At 65.8% G+C, this 22,681-nt stretch carries 22 protein-coding genes; 7 read left to right on the top strand and 15 right to left on the bottom strand.

Annotated elements, in window-relative coordinates; translation table 11 throughout:
• Nucleotides 1-268: 268 nt before the first annotated feature.
• Nucleotides 269-838 carry a helix-turn-helix domain-containing protein gene (locus PQU96_RS15315; RefSeq protein ID WP_272773270.1) on the bottom strand — a complete coding sequence of 190 codons (570 nt, stop codon included), beginning with the start codon at nt 836-838 and terminating at the stop codon, nt 269-271.
• Nucleotides 839-1,014: 176 nt separating this feature from the next.
• Between PQU96_RS15315 and PQU96_RS15310 the strand changes: the two genes are divergently transcribed.
• Nucleotides 1,015-2,250, top strand: a complete 1,236-nt coding sequence (locus tag PQU96_RS15310; RefSeq protein WP_272773269.1) for a M24 family metallopeptidase — start codon at nt 1,015-1,017, stop codon at nt 2,248-2,250.
• Nucleotides 2,244-2,744 (top strand): GNAT family N-acetyltransferase, encoded by a 501-nt coding sequence (locus PQU96_RS15305; protein ID WP_272773268.1) that lies wholly within the window; start codon nt 2,244-2,246, stop codon nt 2,742-2,744. Before PQU96_RS15310 ends, PQU96_RS15305 begins: the two co-directional genes overlap by 7 nt.
• Nucleotides 2,745-2,826: 82 nt before the next feature.
• Here PQU96_RS15305 and PQU96_RS15300 read toward each other — a convergent pair whose 3' ends face one another.
• The 5 genes from PQU96_RS15300 to trxB form a co-directional block, all read right to left on the bottom strand.
• A complete protein-coding gene (locus PQU96_RS15300) occupies nt 2,827-3,627 on the bottom strand; it encodes an alpha/beta hydrolase (protein ID WP_272773267.1) in 801 nt (266 codons plus the stop codon).
• A complete protein-coding gene (locus PQU96_RS15295) occupies nt 3,624-5,027 on the bottom strand; it encodes a PhoH family protein (protein ID WP_272773266.1) in 1,404 nt (467 codons plus the stop codon). Before PQU96_RS15295 ends, PQU96_RS15300 begins: the two co-directional genes overlap by 4 nt.
• 52 nt (nt 5,028-5,079) lie before the next feature.
• On the bottom strand, nt 5,080-5,526 hold the full coding sequence (locus PQU96_RS15290; RefSeq protein WP_272773265.1) for a peroxiredoxin: 447 nt from the start codon (nt 5,524-5,526) through the stop codon (nt 5,080-5,082).
• A gap of 16 nt (nt 5,527-5,542) precedes the next feature.
• Nucleotides 5,543-6,100, bottom strand: a complete 558-nt coding sequence (locus tag PQU96_RS15285; RefSeq protein ID WP_272773264.1) for a Smr/MutS family protein — start codon at nt 6,098-6,100, stop codon at nt 5,543-5,545.
• A 71-nt stretch (nt 6,101-6,171) separates the two neighbouring features.
• Nucleotides 6,172-7,119, bottom strand: coding sequence for a thioredoxin-disulfide reductase (trxB, locus tag PQU96_RS15280; protein WP_272773263.1), 948 nt, complete (start codon nt 7,117-7,119; stop codon nt 6,172-6,174).
• A gap of 123 nt (nt 7,120-7,242) precedes the next feature.
• Between trxB and PQU96_RS15275 the strand changes: the two genes are divergently transcribed.
• Complete coding sequence (locus tag PQU96_RS15275; protein ID WP_272773262.1) at nt 7,243-7,428, top strand: YjfB family protein; 186 nt, start codon at nt 7,243-7,245, stop codon at nt 7,426-7,428.
• 69 nt (nt 7,429-7,497) lie between these two features.
• On the opposite strand, the gene PQU96_RS15270 is transcribed toward PQU96_RS15275, so the two are convergent.
• The 7 genes from PQU96_RS15270 to glnE all read right to left on the bottom strand — a co-directional run bounded on the left by PQU96_RS15270 (nt 7,498) and on the right by glnE (nt 14,082).
• Nucleotides 7,498-7,971 (bottom strand): hypothetical protein, encoded by a 474-nt coding sequence (locus PQU96_RS15270; protein ID WP_272773261.1) that lies wholly within the window; start codon nt 7,969-7,971, stop codon nt 7,498-7,500.
• A 25-nt stretch (nt 7,972-7,996) separates the two neighbouring features.
• Nucleotides 7,997-8,410 (bottom strand): YbaN family protein, encoded by a 414-nt coding sequence (locus PQU96_RS15265; protein WP_272773260.1) that lies wholly within the window; start codon nt 8,408-8,410, stop codon nt 7,997-7,999.
• 67 nt (nt 8,411-8,477) lie between these two features.
• Complete coding sequence (locus tag PQU96_RS15260; protein ID WP_272773259.1) at nt 8,478-9,059, bottom strand: TetR/AcrR family transcriptional regulator; 582 nt, start codon at nt 9,057-9,059, stop codon at nt 8,478-8,480.
• Entirely contained in the window at nt 9,060-10,112 is a 1,053-nt protein-coding gene (gene waaF / locus PQU96_RS15255; RefSeq protein WP_272773258.1) for a lipopolysaccharide heptosyltransferase II, read from the bottom strand.
• 57 nt (nt 10,113-10,169) lie between these two features.
• Entirely contained in the window at nt 10,170-10,373 is a 204-nt protein-coding gene (locus PQU96_RS15250; RefSeq protein ID WP_189351934.1) for a zinc-finger domain-containing protein, read from the bottom strand.
• A gap of 48 nt (nt 10,374-10,421) precedes the next feature.
• The gene (locus PQU96_RS15245; RefSeq protein WP_272773257.1) at nt 10,422-11,345 is read right to left on the bottom strand and encodes a branched-chain amino acid transaminase; all 924 of its coding nucleotides are present in this window, start codon (nt 11,343-11,345) and stop codon (nt 10,422-10,424) included.
• Between the two features lie 70 nt (nt 11,346-11,415).
• Complete coding sequence (glnE, locus tag PQU96_RS15240) at nt 11,416-14,082, bottom strand: bifunctional [glutamate--ammonia ligase]-adenylyl-L-tyrosine phosphorylase/[glutamate--ammonia-ligase] adenylyltransferase (RefSeq protein WP_272773256.1); 2,667 nt, start codon at nt 14,080-14,082, stop codon at nt 11,416-11,418.
• 28 nt (nt 14,083-14,110) lie between these two features.
• On the opposite strand from glnE, the gene PQU96_RS15235 reads away from it, so the two are divergent.
• From PQU96_RS15235 to tldD, 3 genes are read left to right on the top strand one after another with little or no spacing between them, the layout of a single operon-like run.
• A complete protein-coding gene (locus PQU96_RS15235) occupies nt 14,111-17,974 on the top strand; it encodes a YhdP family protein (protein ID WP_272773255.1) in 3,864 nt (1,287 codons plus the stop codon).
• 9 nt (nt 17,975-17,983) lie between these two features.
• Complete coding sequence (locus PQU96_RS15230) at nt 17,984-18,793, top strand: carbon-nitrogen hydrolase family protein (RefSeq protein ID WP_272773254.1); 810 nt, start codon at nt 17,984-17,986, stop codon at nt 18,791-18,793.
• 11 nt (nt 18,794-18,804) lie between these two features.
• Complete coding sequence (gene tldD / locus PQU96_RS15225; protein ID WP_272773253.1) at nt 18,805-20,244, top strand: metalloprotease TldD; 1,440 nt, start codon at nt 18,805-18,807, stop codon at nt 20,242-20,244.
• Nucleotides 20,245-20,347: 103 nt separating this feature from the next.
• Here tldD and PQU96_RS15220 read toward each other — a convergent pair whose 3' ends face one another.
• Together PQU96_RS15220 and PQU96_RS15215 are read right to left on the bottom strand one after the other, a co-directional pair.
• The gene (locus tag PQU96_RS15220) at nt 20,348-21,172 is read right to left on the bottom strand and encodes a formate/nitrite transporter family protein (RefSeq protein ID WP_272773252.1); all 825 of its coding nucleotides are present in this window, start codon (nt 21,170-21,172) and stop codon (nt 20,348-20,350) included.
• 395 nt (nt 21,173-21,567) lie between these two features.
• Complete coding sequence (locus PQU96_RS15215) at nt 21,568-22,119, bottom strand: thymidine kinase (RefSeq protein WP_272773251.1); 552 nt, start codon at nt 22,117-22,119, stop codon at nt 21,568-21,570.
• 133 nt (nt 22,120-22,252) lie between these two features.
• Between PQU96_RS15215 and PQU96_RS15210 the strand changes: the two genes are divergently transcribed.
• Complete coding sequence (locus PQU96_RS15210) at nt 22,253-22,678, top strand: acyl-CoA thioesterase (protein ID WP_272773250.1); 426 nt, start codon at nt 22,253-22,255, stop codon at nt 22,676-22,678.
• Nucleotides 22,679-22,681: the final 3 nt, after the last annotated feature.

The raw sequence follows: 22,681 nt of genomic DNA, 5'->3' as shown, positions 1-22,681 counted from the left end.
CCGTGAAACGCCTTAGCGCCGATGATAGTGCAGATACCTGTGTGAAAGTAGGACACCGCCAGACGCCCCTTACGAAGCCCAGCTCAATCGAGCTGGGCTTTGTGCTTTGTGAGCGTAAAGGCACCGAGCCTTGCCGCCGCCATTCAAGCTTCCTCCCTCTGGCCTGTGGCAGCGAACCCTGTGGCCTGCTGATTGCCTCGTTTCCGTGCAAGCTTCCACTCAAGTGTATTCCTAGATCAGGCTGTGCTGAGTGTGCTCCTGCGCTGGTTTAGTCTCGGTGCTTGTCGTCATCGTCAAACAGTTGCAAGGTGCCAACCGAGATCACCTCGGTGTTGCTGTCGCTGTCATTGTGGATGGCGTGTTTCTGCTGTGGGTCGAAGTGCAGCGAGTCGCCGGTGGCCAGCACGTAGTCACGACCGTTGACCTGATAGGTGACGCTGCCGCTCAGTACATAGACAAACTCGTCACCGCTGTGGGCGACCACTTCCGAGTGGTAGCCGGGGGGGAGTGTCAGCTTGACGGCGTTCAGCACGCTGCCGCTGTAGGTGGTGGTCAGCCGTTCGTAGCGCTGCGGCATGTTGGCGACGGTATAGCTCTGGCGTTGGCCTGCGTGCGAGTCGGGTGCATCCTGACGAGGTGATTCGAACAGCTCGCTCACCGCGACGCCGACGGCGTGGGCGATGTTGGCCAGGGACGACAGCGACAAGCCGGTGATGTCGCGCTCTGCCTGCGACAGGAAGCCGGCGGATAGTCCGGCCTCCCTGGCGACCTGGACCAGGGTCTTGCCGCTGGCGCGCCGGTAGCGACGCAGGCGCTGGCCGAGTGTTTCCTCTGACATGGGGTGGATTCCGGATGAAGAGTGCTGATTGTACGTGAGAATCATTGCCTTGTTGAATGGCAAAATTTTAGTGTGACTAAAAAATGCTTGACCCTGTGGTGGGCGCGGTCATAAATTGCTGCTTTGGTGTGGGCTGGCTGCAGGCCGGCAGTGAAGAACCGGAGCGGGAGCAGACGATGACGATAGGCGTGGGTGGGGTGAGCAAGGAGCAGGCGCTGGCTGGCTTGCAGGATATGACGCAGGGTGCGCAGCCGATCGGGCTGGACGAGTATCGCGTACGGCTGGCCAAGGCGCAGACGTACATGCAGGCCAATGGCATCGCGGCGCTGTACCTGAACGCCGGCACCAGCCTCAACTACTTTACCGGCCTGAAGTGGTACGCCAGCGAGCGCATGGTGGGGGCGATCCTGCCGGCCCACGGCGCGCTGGAGTTCATCGCCCCCTGGTTCGAGGTCGGCACGCTGCACGACTACATGCAGCTGCAGGGCGAGGTGAACGCCTGGCACGAACACGAGAGCCCGTATGCGCTGTTTGTGGCGACGCTGGCAAAGCTGGGCATTGCGGCCAACCTTGAGCAGCCTCCACGCATCGGCATCGACGAAAGCGCGGCCTTCTTCATCGCCGACGGCATCCGCCAGTGCGCCGACGGTTACCGGCTGGTCAACGGACGCGAGGTCACCGCGCACTGCCGCATGCGCAAGTCGCCGCAGGAAATCGCACTGATGCAGCGCGCCAAGGACATGACACTGGCGGTGCAGCAGGCCACGGCCAGCATGCTGCACGAAGGCATCACCACGACGGAGGTCGAGGCCTTCATCGCCGAGGCGCACCGCCGTGTCGGTGCCGCCGGCTCCTATTTCTGCATCGTGCTATTCGGCGAGGCGACCGCCTATCCGCATGGGGTGAAGAACCCGCAGGTGCTGAAACAGGGCGACATGGTGCTGATCGATACCGGCTGCACCCTGCACGGCTATATTTCCGACATCACCCGTACCTATGTGTTTGGCGAGCCGGATGCGCGTCAGCACCAGGTGTGGCAGGCGGAGAAGGCGGCGCAGGCGGCGGCTTTCGCAGCGGCGCAGTTAGGCACGCCGTGCGGCGACGTCGATCTGGCCGCACGCCGGCAATTGCAGACCGACGGTTTCGGCCCCGGCTATGCGCTGCCGGGTCTGCCGCACCGTACCGGCCACGGCATCGGCATGGACATCCACGAGTGGCCGTACCTGGTGTCCAGCGATCGCACGCCGCTGGAGGTCGGCATGTGCTTCAGCAACGAGCCGATGATCTGCATCCCCGGTGAATTCGGCGTGCGGCTGGAGGACCATTTCTACATGACGGAGCAGGGGCCGCGCTGGTTTACCCAGCCCAGCCACAGTATCGACGACCCGTTCGGTCTGGCGGTCGCATGCTGATCGCAGAGACGGCGCGGCTGCAGCTGCGCGAGCTGACGCTGGAGGATGCCGCCTTCGTGCTGGCGGCGCTGAATGACCCCGACTTCGTGCGCAAGGTGATCGATCGCGGTGTGCGCACGCTGGACGACGCCCGCCGCTACCTGCAGGAGGGGCCGCTGGCGGCCTACGCGCAGCATGGCCATGCGCTGTGGTGCGTGGTGCGCAAGTCCGATGGCGCGCTGATGGGACTGTGCGGCATCATCCGCCGCGAGGGCCTGCCGGATCCGGATGTCGGTTACACCTTCCTGCCGCAGTACCGCGGCCAGGGTTATGCGCGCGAAGCGGCGCAAGCCAGCCTCGACTACGGGCGCAACGTGCTGCGTCTGCCGCGCATCACCGCCATTGTCGATGCGGCCAACAATGGGTCGATCCGGGTGCTGGAGGCGATCGGCCTGCGTCACGAGGGTGAGCTGTTCTTCGGCGAGGCGCAGGCAGTCAAGTTGCTGTACGCCTGAGCGCGTAGTGGAGCTGTCTTTCTGAAGCGGGATGGCCCGGATGGAAACCGAAAAGGTTGGCCGCACTGCGGCCAACCTTTTGTCATTGCAGCGCGGTGCCGGCCAGCCAGGTCGCGATGCGTTGCGCGCACTGCTCCCAGCGGTTGTCCAGCATCATCATGTGGCCGGTGTGCGGCAAAATTTCTGGTGTGCTGCCGAAACGTGCCGCGGTCTCGGCGACGTCCTGTGGCGAGATCAGCTGGTCCTCCGCCGCGCCCAGCACCAGGTTGGGCAGCGGGGCGATGCGGCGCTGCAGGAAGGGCGGCACCAGGGTCATGTCCATGATCGCGCGCTGGCTTTCGGTCTGGCTGTGGTGCGCCACCCAGTCCACTGCGGCGAGGTCGGCATCGTCGGAAAACAGCATGTGTCGCAGTTCGTTGAGTTCCGGCTGGTAGTTACCCTGCTGGAACAGGTTCAGTTGCATGAACAGCTCCGGTGCCTGGGTCATCAGCCGCATGCTGGAGCCGGCGAGGCCGCTTGGTGGCACCGAGGCTAGCAGCACGGCGCCGGGCAGGTCGTGGCGGGTCAGGTATTGCTGCAGCACAAAGCCACCCATGGAGTGGGCGATCACGATTGGTGGTTGCGGCAGTTGCCGGATCGCCTGCTGCAGGTTGCCGACATAGTCATCGATGCTGATGGCGGCCAGGTAGTCGTGGCCGTCGCTGGCACCGTGGCCCTCGAAACTCAGCGCCCAGCAGTCGTAACCGTGTGCGCTGAACCAGGGCATGAAGTGCTGCTGCCAGCAGCTGGCACTGCTGAAGGCACCGTGAACAAAAAGCAGGGGGGGCATCGTCGATGCCGCCCCTGCGGCCGGGGTGTGGATCAGTTCAAGTTTGATGGTCAAAGGACTTCCGCTGCGTGGTCTGCCAGGCGCGAGCGTTCGCCGCGCTGCAGGGTAATGTGGCCGGAGTGCTCCCAGCCTTTGAAACGATCAACGACGTAGCTGATGCCGGAGCTGCCTTCGGTCAGATACGGGGTGTCGATCTGACTGATGTTGCCGAGGCAGACCACCTTGGTGCCGGGGCCGGCGCGGGTGATCAGCGTTTTCATCTGCTTCGGCGTCAGGTTCTGCGCCTCGTCGATGATCAGGTATTTGTTGAGGAAGGTGCGGCCGCGCATGAAGTTGAGCGACTTGACCTTGATGCGTGAGCGGATCAGGTCGCGGGTGGCGGCACGCCCCCAGTCGCCACCGTCGTCCTCGCTCTTGTTGAGCACGTCGAGGTTGTCTTCCAGCGCGCCCATCCACGGCAGCATCTTTTCCTCTTCGGTGCCGGGCAAGAAGCCGATGTCCTCGCCGACCGGCACGGTGACGCGGGTCATGATGATCTCGCTGTACAGCTTCTGCTCCAGCGTCAGCGCGAGGCCTGCGGCCAACGTTAGCAGAGTCTTGCCGGTACCGGCCTGGCCGAGCAGGGTGACGAAGTCGATGTCCGGATTCATCAGCAGGTTCAGTGCGAAATTCTGCTCGCGGTTGCGTGCGACGATGCCCCAGACATTGTTCTTCTGGTGGCTGTAGTCCTTCAGTGTCTCCAGTACCGCTTCCTTGCCGTCGATACGCAGCACGCGTGCCTGCATCGGCTGCTCGCCTTCCTGCCACAGCAGCTGGTTCAAGAGCAGTTTGGGGGCGTCGGGACCCTTGATCCGGTAGTAGGTGCGGCCAGCTTCCTGCCACGATTTCAGATCTCGTCCGTTGCGATCCCAGAAGTCGCTGTCAATCTCGCGGGTGCCGCCGTACAGCAGGTCGGTGTCTTCCAGCACCTTGTCGTTGAAGTAGTCTTCGGCGTCCAGCCCCAGCGCGCGCGCCTTGATGCGCATGTTGATGTCTTTGGACACCAGGATGGCAGGATGCTGGCCGTCGGCCTGCTTCAGCGCCATCACGATGCCGAGGATCTGGTTGTCGGCCTTGCCGACCGGCAGCGAGGAGGGTAGCGATGCGTGCAACGCTTCGGTCTGCAGGTAGAGCTTGCCACTGGCAGCGTCGCGGCTGGGGCCTTTCAGCGAAATGCCGTCCTCGATGTCGTCGGCGCTGCTGCTGACGATCTCGTCAAGAAAGCGGCTGGCTTGCCGGGCGTTGCGCGCCACTTCCGACATGCCCTTCTTGTGGGTGTCCAGCTCTTCGAGGGTGATGATGGGGATGAACACGTCGTGCTCTTCGAAGCGGAACAGGCAGGTCGGGTCATGCAGCAGGACGTTGGTGTCGAGGACGAACAGTTTGCAGACGTTGCTCTTGCTGTGGCTTGCCATGAGAAAGACCCCCTTGTTGAAGCGGGGTCCGGCAGGGTGCCGGACCTGGCGCTTAAAGCGACTTGACGAACGTCAGCACTTCTTCGGCGTGTCCGGGGACTTTCAGTCCGCGCCATTCGCGCAGGATGTCGCCATCGCTATTGATGACAAAAGTGCTGCGTTCTATCCCTCTCACCTGTTTGCCGTACATGTTTTTCAGTTTCATGACACCGAACAGGTTACATACAGTTTCGTCCGGATCGCTGATCAATTCAAATGGCAATTCGTGCTTGGCCCGGAAATTCTCGTGCGATTTCAGGCTATCGCGCGATACGCCGAGGATGCGGGCGTCGGCGGCCAGGAATTGCGGATGCAGGTCACGGAAGGCCATCGCCTCGTTGGTGCAGCCGGGGGTGTTGTCCTTCGGGTAGAAGTACAGCACGGTCAGCCCTTGCGGCAGGGTGGCGCTCTCGCCGCTGGTGGCGGCGGCGGTAAAGGGGGTGATGCGGGTGGTGTCCATGATGGGGTCCTCGGGGTTAGCCGTGCGGGCGGCGCAGCAGGGCCAGTACCGCGCCGCTGCCGCCTTGTTCGATGCGGGTCTCGCAGAAAGCCAGTACATCCGGATGGTGGGTCAGCCAGGCTCGGACCATTTTCGGCAGCACCGGTTCACCCGGCGAGCTGAGTCCCTTGCCGTGTATCACCCGCACGCACTGGCCCAGGTGGCGGGCGCGATGCAGGAAGACGGTCAGCTGTTCGTGCGCGGCAAAACGGTCCAGCCCGTGCAGGTCCAGCTCGGCGCAAACCGGCCAGTGTCCGGCGCGCAGTTTCTTCAGGGTATTGCTCGGCGTGCCGGGGCTGCGGTGCTGGCTATCGGTCTGCGCCGGTTCGAACCAGCCTATCATCCGGGCGAATAGTGCCTGTTCCGCCTGCGGCGTCAGGGGCGTCTGGCTGGCGCGATGTTGTGGCAGCGGACGCGGCTTGGGCTGTGGCGTAGCGTGGCAGACGCGACCGTCCGGCCTGAGCGGGCGCACGTCCTGCATCAGCTGGCGGAAGTCCGGCTCTGGCTCGGGGTTGGCCGCAACGGCAACAGGCAAGACCCTTGCGGGTCTTGCCTGTGCTTTGGCGGGCTTGAGTTGCTCCTTGAGCGACTTCAATGCAGCCGTGCTCAGTGATCCAGGAAGCGCTCGGCGTCCAGAGCCGCCTGGCAGCCGGATGCGGCGCTGGTGATCGCCTGGCGGTAGATGTGATCCTGCACGTCACCGGCAGCAAACACGCCCGGGATGCTGGTGGCGGTGGCGTTGCCGTCGCGGCCGCCACGGGTCACGATGTAGCCGGTTTCATCCAGTTCCAGCTGGCCCTGGAAGATGTCGGTGTTCGGCTTGTGGCCGATGGCGATGAAGACGCCCATCACCTGGATGTCTTCGCTGCTGCCGTCGTTGAACTTCAGGCGGGCGCCGGTCACGCCGCTGTCGTCACCCAGTACTTCGTCCAGGTTGGCGTTCAGCTTCAGGGTGATCTTGCCTTCGGCCACGCGCGCGTTCAGCTTGTCGACCATGATCTTTTCGGCACGGAAAGTGTCGCGGCGGTGGATCAGGGTTACGTGCTTGGCGATGTTGGCCAGGTACAGCGCTTCTTCCACGGCGGTATCGCCACCGCCCACCACGGCCACGTCCTGGTTGCGGTAGAAGAAACCGTCGCAGGTAGCGCAGGCAGACACGCCCTTGCCGGAGAAGGTCTGTTCCGATGGCAGGCCGAGGTACTTGGCCGAGGCACCAGTGGAGATGATCAGCGCGTCGCAGGTGTATTCGCCGGAGTCGCCGATCAGACGGAACGGTCTTTCATCCAGCTTGGCGGTGTGGATGTGGTCGAAGATCATTTCGGTGCCGAAGCGCTCGGCGTGCTGCTGAAAGCGCTGCATCAGCTCCGGGCCCTGCACGCCCGCCACGTCGGCGGGCCAGTTGTCCACGTCGGTCGTGGTCATCAGCTGGCCGCCCTGGGCCATGCCGGTGATCAGTACCGGTTTCAGGTTGGCGCGCGCGGCATAAACCGCAGCGGTGTAGCCGGCAGGGCCGGAACCAAGGATAAGCAGAGGGCAGTGACGGATTTGGCTCATGTTTGTCTTTTTCCTGTCTGGCAGAAACTAATGGTGCGTATTCTATCAGGAATGGGTGACAATTCTGATTGAGTGTTTCAACGCGGCGGATAGTTTACGGTAATCGGTGCCCGGAGGATGGCGATGGCGGCAGTTTCGGCGGCGGCAGACAATCAGGTGGCGCAAGCGGCGCAAATCCTGATGCTGAAGAAAACGATGGAAATCGGCGAGAGTGCGGCGCTGGCCTTGCTGGCGACGGCAACGGATAACACCGCGCCACAAGGCAACAATCCGCCGCATCTGGGGCAGCGCATCGACGTGCGTGCCTGATGCTTCGGATGATGCAACAAACGAGAACGGGAGCCTTGGCTCCCGTTTTCGTTCATGTTGTCGCTTTGTTCAGGCTTCGGTACGGATGCGGGTGCTGCTGCCGGCATCCTGCAGCAGGGACTGGCTGACCTGGTATTGGGTGATGGCCTGCTGCGAGGCGTTGACCGGAACGCGGGCCTCTGCCGGTAGCGTGCGCTCGGTGCTGGCGTTGGGTGCGGGCTGTTCTGTAGCGTCGCGGCGCGCTTGCGGCTCGTTCAGCCGGTTGGCCGGGCTGCGTTCGCTGGCGGCAAGGGTGGTGTTCGGTTCCGCCTGGTTGACGCGGCGCGAGTCGATGAGCTGGGCCTGGAGTGCCTGCTCGGTATTGCTGACGGCCTCGCTGGGGCGGGCGACGGGCAGCGTGCTGGTGGCAACGGCTTCGGCGGCCGGCTCGGGTGCCAGCCGGCTTTCCTGTTGCTGCTCCTGCTGCAGGCGGCGCTGTTCCGCAGCCTCGCGCAGTAGGCTTACGCTGCTGCTGGCTGATGCGGCGGAATTGATGGCATCCATGCGGGGTCTCCGTCACGACAAAAGGTTATGATTTGCCGTCAAGCATAGCACAACATGCTGATGTTGCTGGAATTGTCGGCAGCCGCCACATCCACAGGCTAAGTGCTGACCATACCAGTAACAGCAGGGCGGTAAGCCAGGGGTAGTGCAGCGTGGCGTAGATGCTGTAACTGAAGGACAGGGCGATACTGCCGAGTGCGATGGCCTTGGTTCTGGCGGTCATGCCGCGATAGCGTTGCCAGCGCAGCAGCGGTGGCCCCAGGTGTGGATGGTGATGCAGCCAGTGCAGCAGCGCCGGGCTACTGCGGCCGAAGCAGGCGGCAGCCATCAGCACGAAGACGGTGGTCGGCATGACCGGCAGCAGCGCACCGACCAGCGCCAGCAGCAGGCACAGCCAGCCGGCTGTCAGCCACAACATTCTTTGCAAGCGCAGTTTCATGTGGCGATCCCGTAGGGCTCCTGCCTTGATTCAATGCCATGCCCACCCACTTTGCAAGTGGGTGGGGTCAGGCGATGAGGGTCAGCTCCAGCATGCGGTCGGCCAGTTCGGCGACGGACAGCTCGCCGTTGCCGTGGTACCACTGTACCGTCCAGTGCAGGCTGCCCAGCAGGGTGCGGCGCAGCAGCCGGGTGTCCGGTTTGACCAGACCGGCGGCGGCGGCTTCGTCCAGCGTTTCCTGCCACAGCGCTTCGTAGCGGTCGCGCAGCACGATCAGGCCGGGCTTGGCGGTGGCGGACACGCTGCGCCATTCGTACAACATCACCTCCAGTGCCGCCTGGTTGTCGCCCAGCAGCGAGTGCAGGTGGACGTGGAACAGCGCCGCCAGCTTGTCGCGCGGCGTTTTGGCACGGGACAGCGCTGCGGCCAACTGTTCGGTGGTGGCGGTGATGCCCAGCGCCATGACCGCGACCAGAATCTCTTCCTTAGTGCGGAAGTGGTAGAACAGGCTGCCGGATTGCAGGCCGACGGCATTGCCCAGGTCGCGCACGGTGGTGCGCTCGTAGCCCTGGTCGCGGAACAGGCGGGCGGCGGCGCGCACCAGCTCCATGCGGCGGCTGTTGTCTTCGGTGGCGTTTTCTTTGCTCATTTAGGGTGTCGCCGTTTCTTGTGAGGGGCAGGATGGCCGGATATCCAGCTGCTTCAGGCAGGCCTGCAGTACCCGCTCCGGCAGCATGTCTTCCAAGCAGCGCATGTGCTGGTACGGGCAGGTGCGCTCGAAACAGGGGCTGCAGTCCAGGTTGAGGTTGACGATTTCGGCGCGGTCGCTGAGTGGCGGCGTGAAGTCCGGACTGGACGAGCCGTACAGCGCCACCAGCGGAATGTGCAGCGCGGCGGCAACGTGCATCAGGCCGGAGTCGTTGCATACCGCCAGCTTGGCCAGCCCCATCAGGTCGATGGCTTCGTCGAGGCCGGTCTTGCCGCACAGGTTGAGTGCCTTGCCTTGGGCCAGCCGGCTGATTTCCTCGCCGATGTCCTGATCCTTGGCCGAACCGAACAGCCATACCTGGTAGCCGCGGCTGTCCAGCGCCGCCGCCAGTGCGGCGAAGTGGCGCGGCGGCCAACGTTTGGCCGGACCGTATTCGGCACCGGGGCACATCGCGACCACCGGTTTGTCCAGCGACAGGCCGAGGCGTACGGCGACAGCCTGCTGGGCGGCCGCCTGCGAGCTGAGGCTGGGGTGCGGGATCGGGCGGTGCAGCGCGTGGCGCGGCTCCTCGGCCAAGATGCAGAAGCGCTCGACCATGGTCGGCAGCTCGTGTTCGTCCAGCTCGCGGGTGTCGTTGAGCAGGCCGTAGCGCAGTTCGCCGGTGAAGCCGGTGCGCAGCGGAATGCCGGCCAGGAAGGGGATCAGCGCCGCCTTGAGCGAATTGGGCAGCACCACCACCTGGTCGAAACCTTCGCGGTGGAGGGAGCGCGCCACGCGCCAACGCTCGCGCAGGCGCAGCTGACCGTGCCCGAATGGGTTGAGGTGCGCCTTGGCCACCTCCGGCATCCGAGCCAGCAGCGGCAGGGTCCAGGCGGGGGCGAACACGTGCAGCTCCAGTCCTGGGTGACGCTCGTGCAGGCGGCGGTACAGCGGCTGCGCCATCACGCCGTCACCCACCCAGGAAGGGCCGATTACCAGTAGCTTTTTGATCATGTATCAAGCAAAAAAGGTGCAGCGCAAGCCGCACCTTTGTCCATTGGGCAGGAAGGCTTAGTGGTGGCCGCTAACCGGGCCGGTCAGCTTGTAGTGGGTGCCGCAGTACGGGCACAGGGCCTCGCCGCCGTTTTTCACGATAGGCAGGAACACGCGCGGGTGCGAGTTCCACTTCAGCATGTCCGGTGTCGGGCAGTGCAGCGGCAGGTCTTTTGCCGTGACTTCGATAAAGCGAGCGGTGTTTTCTTTCAGTTCTGCCATGTTTCGTACTTTCTTGTGTGCCCCTGGTCGGGGCGGCTAGCCAATGGGTTAATCGATGTAGGTGAGCCAGTCTTGCTTGCCGGCGTCCAGACCCTTGACGCAATCGAAGTAGCGCTTCTGGATTTCGGTGGTGATCGGGCCGCGCTTGCCTTCGCCGATGCTGCGGCGATCCAGCTCGCGGATCGGAGTCACTTCGGCGGCGGTGCCGGTGAAGAATGCTTCGTCGGCGGTATAGACTTCGTCGCGGGTAATGCGTTTTTCGATGATCTGCAGCCCCATCTCCTGCGCCAGTTGCACCACGGTGTCGCGGGTGATGCCTTCCAGTGCGGAGGTCAGGTCCGGGGTGTACAGCTTGCCCTTGCGGACGATGAAGATGTTCTCGCCGGAGCCTTCGGCCACGAAGCCGTCCACATCCAGCAGCAGCGCCTCGTCGTAGCCATCTGCCGTCGCCTCGTTGTTAGCGAGGATGGAATTCATGTAGTTGCCGTTCGCCTTCGCCTTGCACATGGTGATGTTGACGTGGTGGCGGGTGAACGAGCTGGTCTTGACGCGGATGCCTTGTTCCAGGCCTTCCTCGCCGAGATAGGCGCCCCACGGCCAGGCGGCGACGATCACCTGCACGTCGTCCTTTTTCGGCGCGATGCCGAGCTTGCCGGAGCCGTAGAACGCCATCGGGCGGAAGTAGCAGGACTTGAGCTGGTTGGCGCGCACCACGTCGATGTGCGCCTGGTTGATCTGTTCCTTGCTGAACGGCAGGTCCATGCCGAGGATCTTGGCGGAGCGGAACAGGCGGTCGGTATGGTCCTGCAGACGGAAGATGGCCGGGCCCTTCGGTGTCTCGTAGGCGCGCACGCCTTCGAACACGCCCATGCCGTAGTGCAGGGTGTGGGTCAGCACGTGGGTGGTGGCGTTGCGCCAGTCAACCAGTTGTCCGTCGTACCAGATAAAACCGTCGCGATCTGCCATCGACATGGTGAATTCTCCGCTGTAGTCCTGTTTTTAATGTGGCGCAATTATAGCGCCGAGTGTTGCGCTTGTGTTTTCAAGCTTCATCCTGCATCACGCACCGCCACAGCTCGCGCACGTGGCGGTAGTCTTCCTGCGGGATGTCGTCGGTGGTCTGGCTGTCGTTGAGCCGCGCCGCGTGCTGCAGCCGCCGGTAGTGGCGATAGGCGCTCTGTCCCTGGCTGGCCAGCTCGGCCGGAATCAGGCCAACGTTGGCCGCAGCGCCGAGCAGGGCGATGTTGCCGCTGTTGCGGGTCAGCTCCGGGTGCTGGCTGGCGTGCGCCAGGATCAGGAACTGGGTGATGAACTCGACATCGACGATGCCGCCGCGCGCATGCTTGACGTCGGCGTCGCGGGGCGGGTGGCTTTCCAGCATCTTGTTGCGCATCCCCAGTACCTCGTCGCGCAGCGGGCCGATGTCGCGCGGCTGGGTCAGTACCTGGTGGCGGATGGCCTCGAACTGCTGGCCGATCGCCGCGTCGCCGCAGACGAAGCGGGCACGGGTCAGTGCCTGGTGCTCCCACAGCCAGGCGTCCTTCTGCTGGTACTGGCGGAAGGCGTCCACAGTGCTGACCAGGAGGCCGCTGGTGCCGTTGGGGCGCAGGCGCAGATCGATGTCGTACAGCGAACCGGCGGCGGTGACGCTGGTCAGCCAAGTGGTCAGCTTGCGCGCCAGTCGCGAGTACAGCTCGGGGGCGTCCGGGTGGTCATCGTCGTAGAGGAAGATCACGTCGAGATCGGAGGCGTAGCCCAGCTCCTTGCCGCCCAGTTTGCCGTAACCGATGATGCTGAAGCGCGGCACCTCGCAGTGGCGCTTGGGCAGGTCCAGCCAGGCGTGGCGCAAGGTGGCGTCCAGCACCATGTCGGCCAGTGCCGACAGTTCGTCGGACAGCGCCTCCAGCGTCCACATCCCGGCCAGATCCTGCGCCACCAGGCGGAAGGTCTGCGCGTGCTGGAAATGGCGCAGGGTGTCCATCTGCGCCTCGACATCGCCCTGGCAGTCGGCTAGCTGCTGTTCCAGCTGCGCCGCCAGCTGCGGCCAGTCCGGGCTGGCGTACAGTACGCGCGCGTCCAGCAGCTCGTCGAGCAGGATGGGGTGGCGGTTGAGGTAGGCCGACACCCAGGCACTGGCCGAGTACAGCGACGCCAGCCGCTGCAGCGTCTGCGGATACTCCTGCAGCAGCGACAGGTAGGAGGCGCGGCGGCTGATGGTTTCCAGCAGGGTCAGGATGCGCGACAGCGTCAGGTCCGGGTTGTCGAAACCGGCGGCGACCTCGATCAGCGGCGGGATCAGCGCGTCCAGTTTCTTGCGGCTGCTGTCCGGCATCTGCTGGTAGCGCTGGCTGGCGGCAAGGCTGCGTAGCTGGCGCTGCACGTCGGCGGCGTTGTGGTAACCCAGCTGCTGCAGCGTGGCGCTGATGTCGTTATCGGCCAGCTCCTGCCACAGCGCCTGCAGCGGGTGGGCAGCGGCGCCTTCGGTCGGCAGGAAGAAAACCTGCTCGAAGTGACGGGTGACGCGGCGGCGGTGCTGGTTGAGTACGTCGAGGAAGCCGTGCCAGTCGGCAAAGCCCATGCTGGCGGCGATGCGCTGGCGGTTCTCCTCGCCAGTCGGCAGGTTTTGCGTCTGCTGGTCGTCGAGGTACTGCAGGCGGTGCTCCAGATTGCGCAGGAAGGTGTAGGCCTCCAGCAGCTCGCTGACCGTTTCCGGCTCCAGCAGGCGCAATTCGGCCAGCACGGCGTAGGTGTCGCGCGTGCTCTTCAGCTGCAGGCGGCGCTCGCGGCCGCCGCGGATCAGCTGGAACACCTGGGCGATGAACTCCACCTCGCGGATGCCGCCCGGCCCCAGCTTGATGTTTTCCGCCATGTCGCGGCGTGCCACCTCGCGGCGGATCTGCGCGTGCAGCTCGCGCATCGCGCCGTAGGCGCCGTAGTCCATGTACTTGCGGTACACGAAGGGGCGCACCAGCTGCGACAGGTAGCTGTCGTCGCCGCACATCACCCGCGCCTTGATCCAGGCGTAGCGTTCCCACTCGCGACCCTGGCTCAGCAGGTAGTTTTCCAGCGCCGCTAGGCTCATCACCAGTGGGCCAGAGTCGCCGTACGGGCGCAGGCGCATGTCGACGCGGAACACCTGACCATCGTAGGTGAGGTCGTTGATGGCGCGGATCAGCTCCTTGCCGAGGCGGGTGAAGTATTCGTGGTTGGAGGTCTTGCGCTGACCGTTGGTGTCGCCGTCTTCCGGATAGATGAAGATCAGGTCGATGTCGGAGGACACGTTCAGCTCGAAGCCGCCGAGCTTGCCCATGCCGATCACGATCAGCTGCTGCATCTCGCCGCTTTCCTCGCCGATCGGGTCGCCGAACTGCGCCAGGCTGCGCCGTGCCACCGGCAATGCCTGCTGCACGGCAAAATCGGCCAGCGCGCTGATGGTGGTGACGACTTCGTGCAGGTCGGCGAGGCCAGCGTGATCGCGGGTGATCAGCCGTGCCATCACCGCGGCGCGCAGCTGGCGTAGCGCCGGCATCAGCGCGTCGATGCTGTCGAAAGCCGGCCAGTCGGCGAACGCCGTCATCTCCGCCAAGTCAAAACAGTGATCCAGCCTTGCGGCCAACCTTTCGAATTGTTCGGGACGGGCGCCAAGCAGGCGGTCGAGGTAATAACTGAATGCGCGCGCAGAGGCGATGGCGGCGGTATTTGCTGGCATAATGCGCTTTCAACGCTATGACGAAATCGTGACTGACCATTCTACCCCCACTTCCCCGTCCGATGTAACGCCGCCTGACCGCAGCTGGCGCATCCTGCGGGTTGCCCGTCGCATCCTGCGTGCCGCTGCCTGGCTACTGGCCGCGGTACTGTTGCTGCTGGCCGTTTCCTTCCTGAGTTTCCGTTTTGTCCTGCTGCCGAATCTGGACCGTTTGCGCCCGTATCTTGAACAGTCGCTGGGCGAGGCCAGCGGCATGGCGATCAAGGTTGGCCGCATCGACGGCGAGTGGCTGTGGTGGGCACCGGTGCTGACCCTGCATGACGTCCGGGTGCGGCCGGTATCGCGCGCCAGCGCCATCCGCCTGTCGCGGGTGGAGGTGATTCCGGCATGGAAGAGCTGGCTCTATCTCGAACCGCGGCTGGCCAGCCTGCAGCTGGACGATTTGCAACTGGCGCTGCAGCGCGACCCCCACGGGCGGCTTAGCCTGAACGGCATCGCGCTGTCCGGCGGCCAGGGCGACAACCGCTTGCTGGACTGGCTGCTGCGCCAGGACAGCATCACGCTGAGCCTGAAACAGCTGAGCTGGCACGACCAGTTGCTGGCCTTGCCGGTGCTGCGGCTGGAGGGGCTGACCCTGCAGCTGCAGGACAACTGGCGCGGCCACCGACTGCAACTGCACGGCCGTCCGGACAGCCCGCTGCTGCCTGGCCTGCTGCTGGATGCCGGCTGGCAGGGCGGTGCCGTCGCCGACTGGCGGCAATGGCAGGGCGAACTGACGCTCGCCGCCGGCAGCGGCGAGCTGTCGCTACTCAAGCGCTACTGGCCGACGGCGCCGTTTGCCGGCCAGGGTCGTGCCAGCTCGCGGCTGACGGCCGCGTTTGCCGAGGGCCGCATCACCGCGCTGCAGGGGCGCTGGCAAGTGGATGACGTGTCGCTGGCGCTGCAGCGGCGTGATCTGCCCTTGCCGCGCCTGGCGGGCGAAGTGGATTACCGCAGCGCGGCGGCAGGCGAGCACCAGCTGCAGGCCAGCCATTTGACGCTGTCCGGCGAGTTCGGCCCGCTGCTGCGCGACGCGACGGTCGACGCCAAGTGGCACGAGCAGCGCGGCGGCCGCGTGCAGTTGTCCGGGGTGTCGCTGGCGGGGCTGTGGCCCGTGCTGCAGCAACGCATCGCGGTGCTGCGCGAGCTGCCGCTGTCGGCGCTGGACGGCGAGCTGGCCAAGACCAGCTGGCAGTGGCAGGGGCCGTGGCGGACGCCGCGTGACTACCGGCTGAGCACGGCCTTCCGCCAGTTGCGGCCAACCCTGGACGCCAGCCCGGCCTTGCAGGGCGGCGTCGACGGCGAATTGAAGCTGGCGCGCGACGGCGGCGAGCTGTCGCTGTCGGGGCAGGGGCTGACACTGGCATGGCCGCAGCAACTGGCCGAGCCGCTGGCTTTGCAGCAACTGGCCGGCCAGCTGCGCTGGCAGCGGCAGGGCCAGGTCCAGGGCTGGCAGTTCACGCTGCCGGCCCTGCGCCTGCAAACCCCCGATCTGAAGGCGGAGCTGAGCGGACAGGGGCTGCTGCCGGCGCAGGGCGCGCCGCAGGGCCGGCTGGACATCAGCGTGCCGCAGGTGGCGGTCGCCCGCGTCAGCCGCTACCTGCCGGCGGTGATCGGCCGCAGCACGCTGGACTGGCTGGACATGGCGCTGGTCGGCGGCACGGCGCGCAATGTGACGGCGCGGGTGGAGGGCGACTTCAGCCGCTTCCCGTTCGGCAACGACGCCGGCGGCCGTTTCGATGTCGACGCCGAGGTGGTCGGCGGCGTGTTGCGCTTCGACCGCGCGTGGCCGGACCTCACCGCCATCGACGGCAAGTTCGCGATGCGCAACGACCACGTGCTGGTCGACGCCACCACGGCGCGCACTGCCGGCGTGGCGCTGCAGGCGGTCAAGGTGCGCCTGCCGGACCTGATGACGCAGCCGGCGCACCTGCTGATCGACGGCCAGGCGCGCGGCGCGCTGCCGCAGATGCTGGCCTATACCCGCAGCAGCCCGGTGGACGGCTGGCTGGGCGGTTTCCTGTCGACCATCGACAGCCAGGGCGAGGCCGCGCTGAAGCTGGGACTGGACATTCCGCTGTCGGCGCTGCTGCAGAGCAAGGTGCGCGGCGAGGTGAGCCTGCCCGGCAATAGTCTGCAGTTCCGCCAGCTGCCGCTGCCGCCGTTGCAGGAAGTGCGCGGCGTGCTGCTGTTCAACGAGCGCGGCGTGAGCTCGCCGGGCATCGGCTTTGCCGCCTTCGGCGGGCAGGGACGGCTGACGGCGACCCAGCGCCGCGACGACGTGATGCAGTTTGCGGTGCAGGGCGACGCCGCCATCACCCCGGTGTTGCAGCGGTACGTGCCGCTGCTGTCGCCGCTGGTGTCCGGCCGCACGCCGTACCAGGCCAATTTTGACATCAGCAACAATCTGGATGACCTGCAGCTGCTGCTGAGCCTGCAAGGCGTGACCATCCAGGCGCCGGCACCGCTGGCCAAGCCGGCCGACGCCGAATGGCCGCTGCAGCTGCGCCTGCGGCCAACCTTGCAGGGCTGGCAACTGGCCTGGCAGCAGCAGGATAGGGCGCAGGGCACGGTGACGCTGGATAGCCACGGCAATCTGCGTGGCGTCGGGGTCGGCGTCGGCACCGAGGTGCCGGCCAGCCCGCAGCAGATCGGCATCGCCATCCGCCAGCCGCAACTGGACCTGTTGCCGTGGCTGGGCGTGGTGCGGCAGCTGGCCGGCACAGCCGGCACGACGGAGGGCGCAGCCCTGCCGCTGCAATTGCAGCTGGCGACGCCGCTGTTGCAGCTGGCCAATTACCGGCTGCACGACGTGGATGGGTGCCTCGACTGGCCAAGTAGCGAGGCTCCGCTGCAGCTGCAGCTGGACAGCCGCGAGGCAGCCGGCCAGTTGCACTACAGCGCGGACGGCGACGGGCGGGTCGAGGCGAAGCTGTCGCGACTGACCCTGCCGTTGCCGGAAGAGGCGTCGGCGGCCGGCGACGCTGGTGCCGAGTCGTTGCTGACCGATGTCAGCGTGCCGGCGCTGGACGTGGCGGTAGCACAGCTGTTCTGGGAGCGCTACCAGCTTGGCCAGCTGACGCTGCTGGCGCAGCCGCGCGGCGAGCAGTGGCAGCTGGACAAGGTCACGCTGCAGATGCCGGAAGGTCGCCTGCAGCTCAATGGCGTGGCGCCGCGCGAGGGCAGCCGCCAGCCGCAGACGCGGGTCGATCTCGCCTTCGATACCGAGGACGCCGGCGGACTGTTGACGCGCTTCGGCATCGCGGACGCGCTGTACGGCGGCCGTGGCCGGCTGGACGGCCAGCTGGCGTGGCCGGGCCGCCTGCACGACTTCGAACTGGCGCGCCTCGGCGGCCAGCTGCGGCTGGACGTGCGCAACGGCCGCTTTGCCCAGGTCAACCCTGGCGTTGCGCGCCTGCTGGGCATCCTCAGCCTGCAGTCGCTGTCGCGCCGCATCCGGCTGGATTTCACCGACGTGTTCAGCAGCGGCTTCGCCTTTGACGCGATCACCGGCACCGCCGCCATCCGCGACGGGGTGTTTGCCTCTGACGATGTGCGCATGAGCGGGCCGGCGGCGCAGGTCACCCTGCGCGGCGAGGCCGACCTGCCGCGCAACCAGCAGAACGTGCGTGCCCGCATCACGCCGCACGTTTCCGAGAGCGTTTCGCTGCTGGCCGGCGCCGCGCTGATCAATCCGGCGCTGGGCGCGGCGACGCTGCTGACGCAAAAAATATTGCAAGACCCGATTAATCAGGTATTTTCCTTTGAATACCAGATCAGCGGTAGCCTGACCGATCCGCAGGTCAGCAAGGTGGGGGAGAATGTCGACCCCGCGCCGCCCAAGACTCCCTGAGGACCACAGATGAAGACAGCTTTCAAGGTCGCCGCCATCCAGATGGTGTCCACCACCCGCTTGCAGCAGAACCTCGACACCGCCGCCCGCCTGGTGGCGCAGGCGGCCCGTGACGGCGCGCAACTGGTGGTGCTGCCGGAGTATTTCTGCCTGATGGGGCGCGAGGAAGGCGACAAGGTGCGCATCCGCGAAACCTTCGGCGACGGGCCGATCCAGCAGCAGCTGGCGGCGATGGCGCGCGACAACAACGTGTGGCTGGTGGGCGGCACGCTGCCGCTGGCCTGCGACGACGACAACAAGGTGTTGAACAGCCTGCTGCTGTACGCGCCGGACGGCAGCGTGCACAGCCGCTACGACAAGATCCACCTGTTCGGCTTTACCGGCAACGGCGAGCGCTACTGCGAATCGGACAGCATCGTCGCCGGCAGCCAGCCGCTGCGTGCGGAAACCCTGCTGGCCGACATTGCCTTCGGTATCTGCTACGACCTGCGTTTCCCCGAGCTGTTCCGCCGCATGACGCCGTTCGATCTGCTGATATTGCCGGCGGCGTTTACCGCGCAGACCGGCGAAGCGCACTGGGAGGTGCTGCTGCGCGCCCGCGCCATCGAGAACCAGTGCTATGTGCTGGCCTCGGCGCAGGGCGGTAGTCACGAAAACGGCCGCAAGACGCACGGCCAGAGCCTCATCATCGATCCGTGGGGGCGCATCGTCGCCCAGCTGGACAAGGGCGAGGGCGTGGTGATCGCCGAGATCGACCCCGAAATCATCCACTCGGTGCGCAGCCGGCTGCCGGCACTGGCGCACCGCGTTTTTTCCTGAAAGCAAAAGTCATGAGCAACGCCATTTCCATCGCAGACAGCCTGCTGCTGGCGCCGTACGGCGTCAATGAACAGGTGATCGAGGCCACCCTCGGCCGCATGCTGCAGCATCAGGTCGACTACGCCGACCTGTATTTCCAGTACACGCGCAGCGAGGGCTGGAGCCTGGAAGAAGGCATCGTCAAGGCCGGCAGCTTCAGCATCGACCAGGGTGTCGGCGTGCGTGCGGTATCCGGTGACAAGACTGCGTTCGCCTACTCCGACGACATCAGCGCCTTCGCGCTGGGCGAGGCCGCCGACGCGGTGCGCGCCATCGGTGCCGTCGGCGGCCACGGCAATGCCGGCGCGGTGGCACTGCGCCGCGGCAGCGGCCTGTATCCGGCGATCGACCCGGTCGGCAGCCTGCCGGCCGAGGCCAAGGTGTCGATCCTGGAGCGTATCGAGCGGCTGGCACGCGCCATCGACCCGCGCGTGATCCAGGTGATGGCAGGGTTGGCCGCAGAGTACGACGTGGTCTACGTCGCGCGTCATGACGGCGTGCGCGCCGCCGACGTGCGCCCGCTGGTGCGCATCTCGGTGACGGTGATCGCCGAGCAGGACGGCCGTCGCGAGATGGGCAGCAGTGGCGGCGGTGGCCGTTACGACCTGACGCAGTTCACCGACGCGGTGATCGAGCACCACGCGCAGAAGGCGGTGCAGCAGGCGCTGGTCAACCTGGAGGCGCGGCCGGCACCGGCCGGCCAGATGACGGTGGTGCTTGGTTCCGGCTGGCCAGGGGTGCTGCTACACGAGGCCATCGGTCACGGCCTGGAGGGCGACTTCAACCGCAAGGGCACCTCGGCGTTCTCCGGCATGATCGGCCAGCGCGTGGCTGCCGCCGGCGTCACCGTGGTCGATGACGGCACGCTGTCGGCACGCCGCGGTTCGCTGTCGATCGACGACGAAGGCAATGCCACCAACCGCACCGTGCTGATCGAGGACGGCATCCTGAAGGGCTATATGCAGGACGCGATGAATTCGCGGCTGATGGGCGTGGCGCCGACCGGCAACGGTCGCCGCGAGTCCTACGCCCACATCCCGATGCCGCGCATGACCAACACCTACATGCTGGGCGGGGACAAGGCGCCGGAAGAGATCATCGCCTCGGTCAAGGACGGCATCTACGCCGCCAATTTCGGCGGCGGCCAGGTCGACATCACCAGCGGCAAGTTCGTGTTCTCCGCCTCCGAGGCGTGGCGCATCGAGAACGGCAAGCTGACCTACCCGGTGAAGGGCGCCACCCTGATCGGCAACGGACCGGACGTGCTCGGCTACGTGTCGATGATAGGCAACGACCTGGCGCTGGACGAGGGCGTCGGTGTCTGCGGCAAGGAAGGCCAGAGCGTGCCGGTCGGCGTCGGCCAGCCGACGCTGCGCATCGACGGCGGCCTCACCGTCGGCGGCACCGCCTGACAAGGTTGGCCGCAAGCGTGCGGCACGCAGTCAAAACGCCATCGCACTGCGATGGCGTTTTTCTTTTGTAGCGGGGGTATTCAGGGCAACGCCTGCCGGCGCACTACGCTGCCGGCGGCAGGCCGCGGCGGTAGATCAGGTGGTAGACCAGCGCCACCAGCACGCTGCCACCGAGGATGTTGCCGGCGATCACCACCGCCAGATTGCGCAGGAGACCAGCCACGCCCAGCGCCGGCGAGACCAGCGCCGGCGGCACGCTGTCCTGCAGCAGCATCGCCAGCGGGATCAGGTACATATTGGCGATGCTGTGCTCGAAGCCGGCGGCGACAAAGGCCGAAATCGGAAACACGATGGCGACGAACTTGTCGGTGACGCTGCGCCCGGCCATCGCCATCCACACCGCCAGGCACACCAGGATGTTGCACAGCACCCCCTTCCAGAACAGTGCGGCCAACGGTGCCGCGCACTTGGCACTGGCCAGCGTCACCACCAGCGCCGCCACGCGGCCATCGTTCATCGCCGGGTGGCCGGACAGCCACACCAGCAGCGCCATACCGGCGGCGCCGGCAAAGTTGGCCGCACACACCACCACCCAGTTGCGCAGCAGTGCGTGGCTGCTGATGCGGCCGTCGGCCCAGGCCATCATCAGCAGGTTGTTGCCGGTGAACAGCTCGGCGCCGGCCACTACCACCAGCAACAGCCCCAAGGAAAACACCACGCCGCCCAGCACGCGGCTGGCGGCAAAGCCCAGCGTGGCATCGCTCGCAACCAGCACGAAGTACAGCGCCCCCAGCGAGATGAAGGCGCCGGCCAGCATGCCCAGCAGCACCATCTGCAATAGCGGCAGCCGCGCCTTGCTGACGCCGACCTGCTCGATCTTCTCGGCGATCTGCGCCGGCGAGAAGGCATCAAAACCGTACAGCGCCATGGTCGTTCCCCTGATTCAGTCCGTCGCCTTTTCCACCCGCAACGCGGTCAGCTTGTATTCCGGCGCGTGCGCCAGCCGGTCGCGCACGCCGGAGGTCAGCCGGTTTGCCAGCAGGCTAGCCCCTGGCAGGGCAGCGCGGCCGGGGCCTCGCCGTGCAGGCGATAGAAACTGTCGACCGCATCCTGACGACCGGTTGGCAACATGAGGCGCTCCTTGTGACGGGGAACGAGTTGGCAGTTCTTTATAGTGCCAAGGCCGGCGCCACGGAAAGGCGAGACTGCGGCGCGCTCAGGAAATGGCGTGCGGGGAGGACAAGGTTGGCCGCAAGGTAGCGGCCAGAAAAAACGCCAGCGCGGGACGCTGGCGTTTTTGTCGGGGGAGTGCGGTGTTGCCGCTCAGGCGTAGAAGCACTTGGCGCACACCGCGTGGTAGCGGGCCTCGTCGCCGATCTCCACTTGCGGTCCTTCCTTGATGCGCCGGCCGTCACCGTCGCGGCGGATGTGCATGGTGGCCTTGCGGCCGCAGTGGCAGATGGTTTTGATCTCCTCGATGTCTTCCGCCAGCGCCAGCAGCCAGGCGGCGCCGGGGAAGGGCTCGCCGCGAAAGTCGCTGCGCAGGCCGAAGCAGATCACCGGCACGTGGCGGGTGTGCGCCAGCCGGTGCAGCTGCTGTACCTGCTGCGGGCTAAGGAACTGCGCCTCGTCGATCAGCACGCAGGCGATGCCGCTGTAGTCCTCGGCCAGAAAGTCGAGACGGTCGTCGTAGGTCAGCGCGTCGCGCTGGATGTTGAGGCGCGAGGTGATCTTGCCGATGCCGAAGCGGTCGTCGATGGCGGCGGTGTACAGCCGTACCGTCTTGGCCATCGATTCGTAGTTGTTGGCGATCTGCAGCAGTTGCGTGCTTTTGCCGCTGTTCATTGCGGCGTAGCGGAAGAAGAGTTTGGCCATGATGAGCGGGATGCGGGTAAGCCGGCCATTCTAGCGCAGGCTGAACACTGTGTTGCGCGGCGGTGTACTGACGTTAACGTCAGTGGCGCGCTATGATCGTATGCTGCAATGCAACCAGACACCGGAGCCCTCAATGGAAAAAACCCTGCCACTGCTCGACACCCGCCGCATCAGCATGCGCTGGGGCGATATGGACGCGGTCGGTCACCTCAACAACACCTGCTACTTCCGCTACATGGAGCAGATTCGCGTCGAATGGCTGGACGACATCGGCTACCCGATCGACCCGCAGGGCATCGGCCCGGTGCTGGGCAGCACCAGCTGCGTCTACAAACGCGAGATGACCTATCCGGCGACGGTGTTGATCAGCATCGAGGTGGAAAAGGTTGGCCGCAGCAGCCTGAAGCTGCGTCACCATTTCAGGGTCGAGGGCGACCCGGATACCGTGTACGCGGTGGGGGAGGCGACGCTGGTGTGGGTCGATTACCAGGCCGGCAAGACGGTGTCGATTCCGGAGCCGATCCGCGAGCGCTTGCGCGCCGTCGGCGCCGACGCCTGAGAA

This window comes from Vogesella margarita (genome assembly GCF_028548475.1).
GTDB lineage: Bacteria > Pseudomonadota > Gammaproteobacteria > Burkholderiales > Chromobacteriaceae > Vogesella > Vogesella margarita.
Note: the sequence above shows the minus strand (reverse complement) of the source record. Positions and strands in the feature narration are given on the sequence as shown.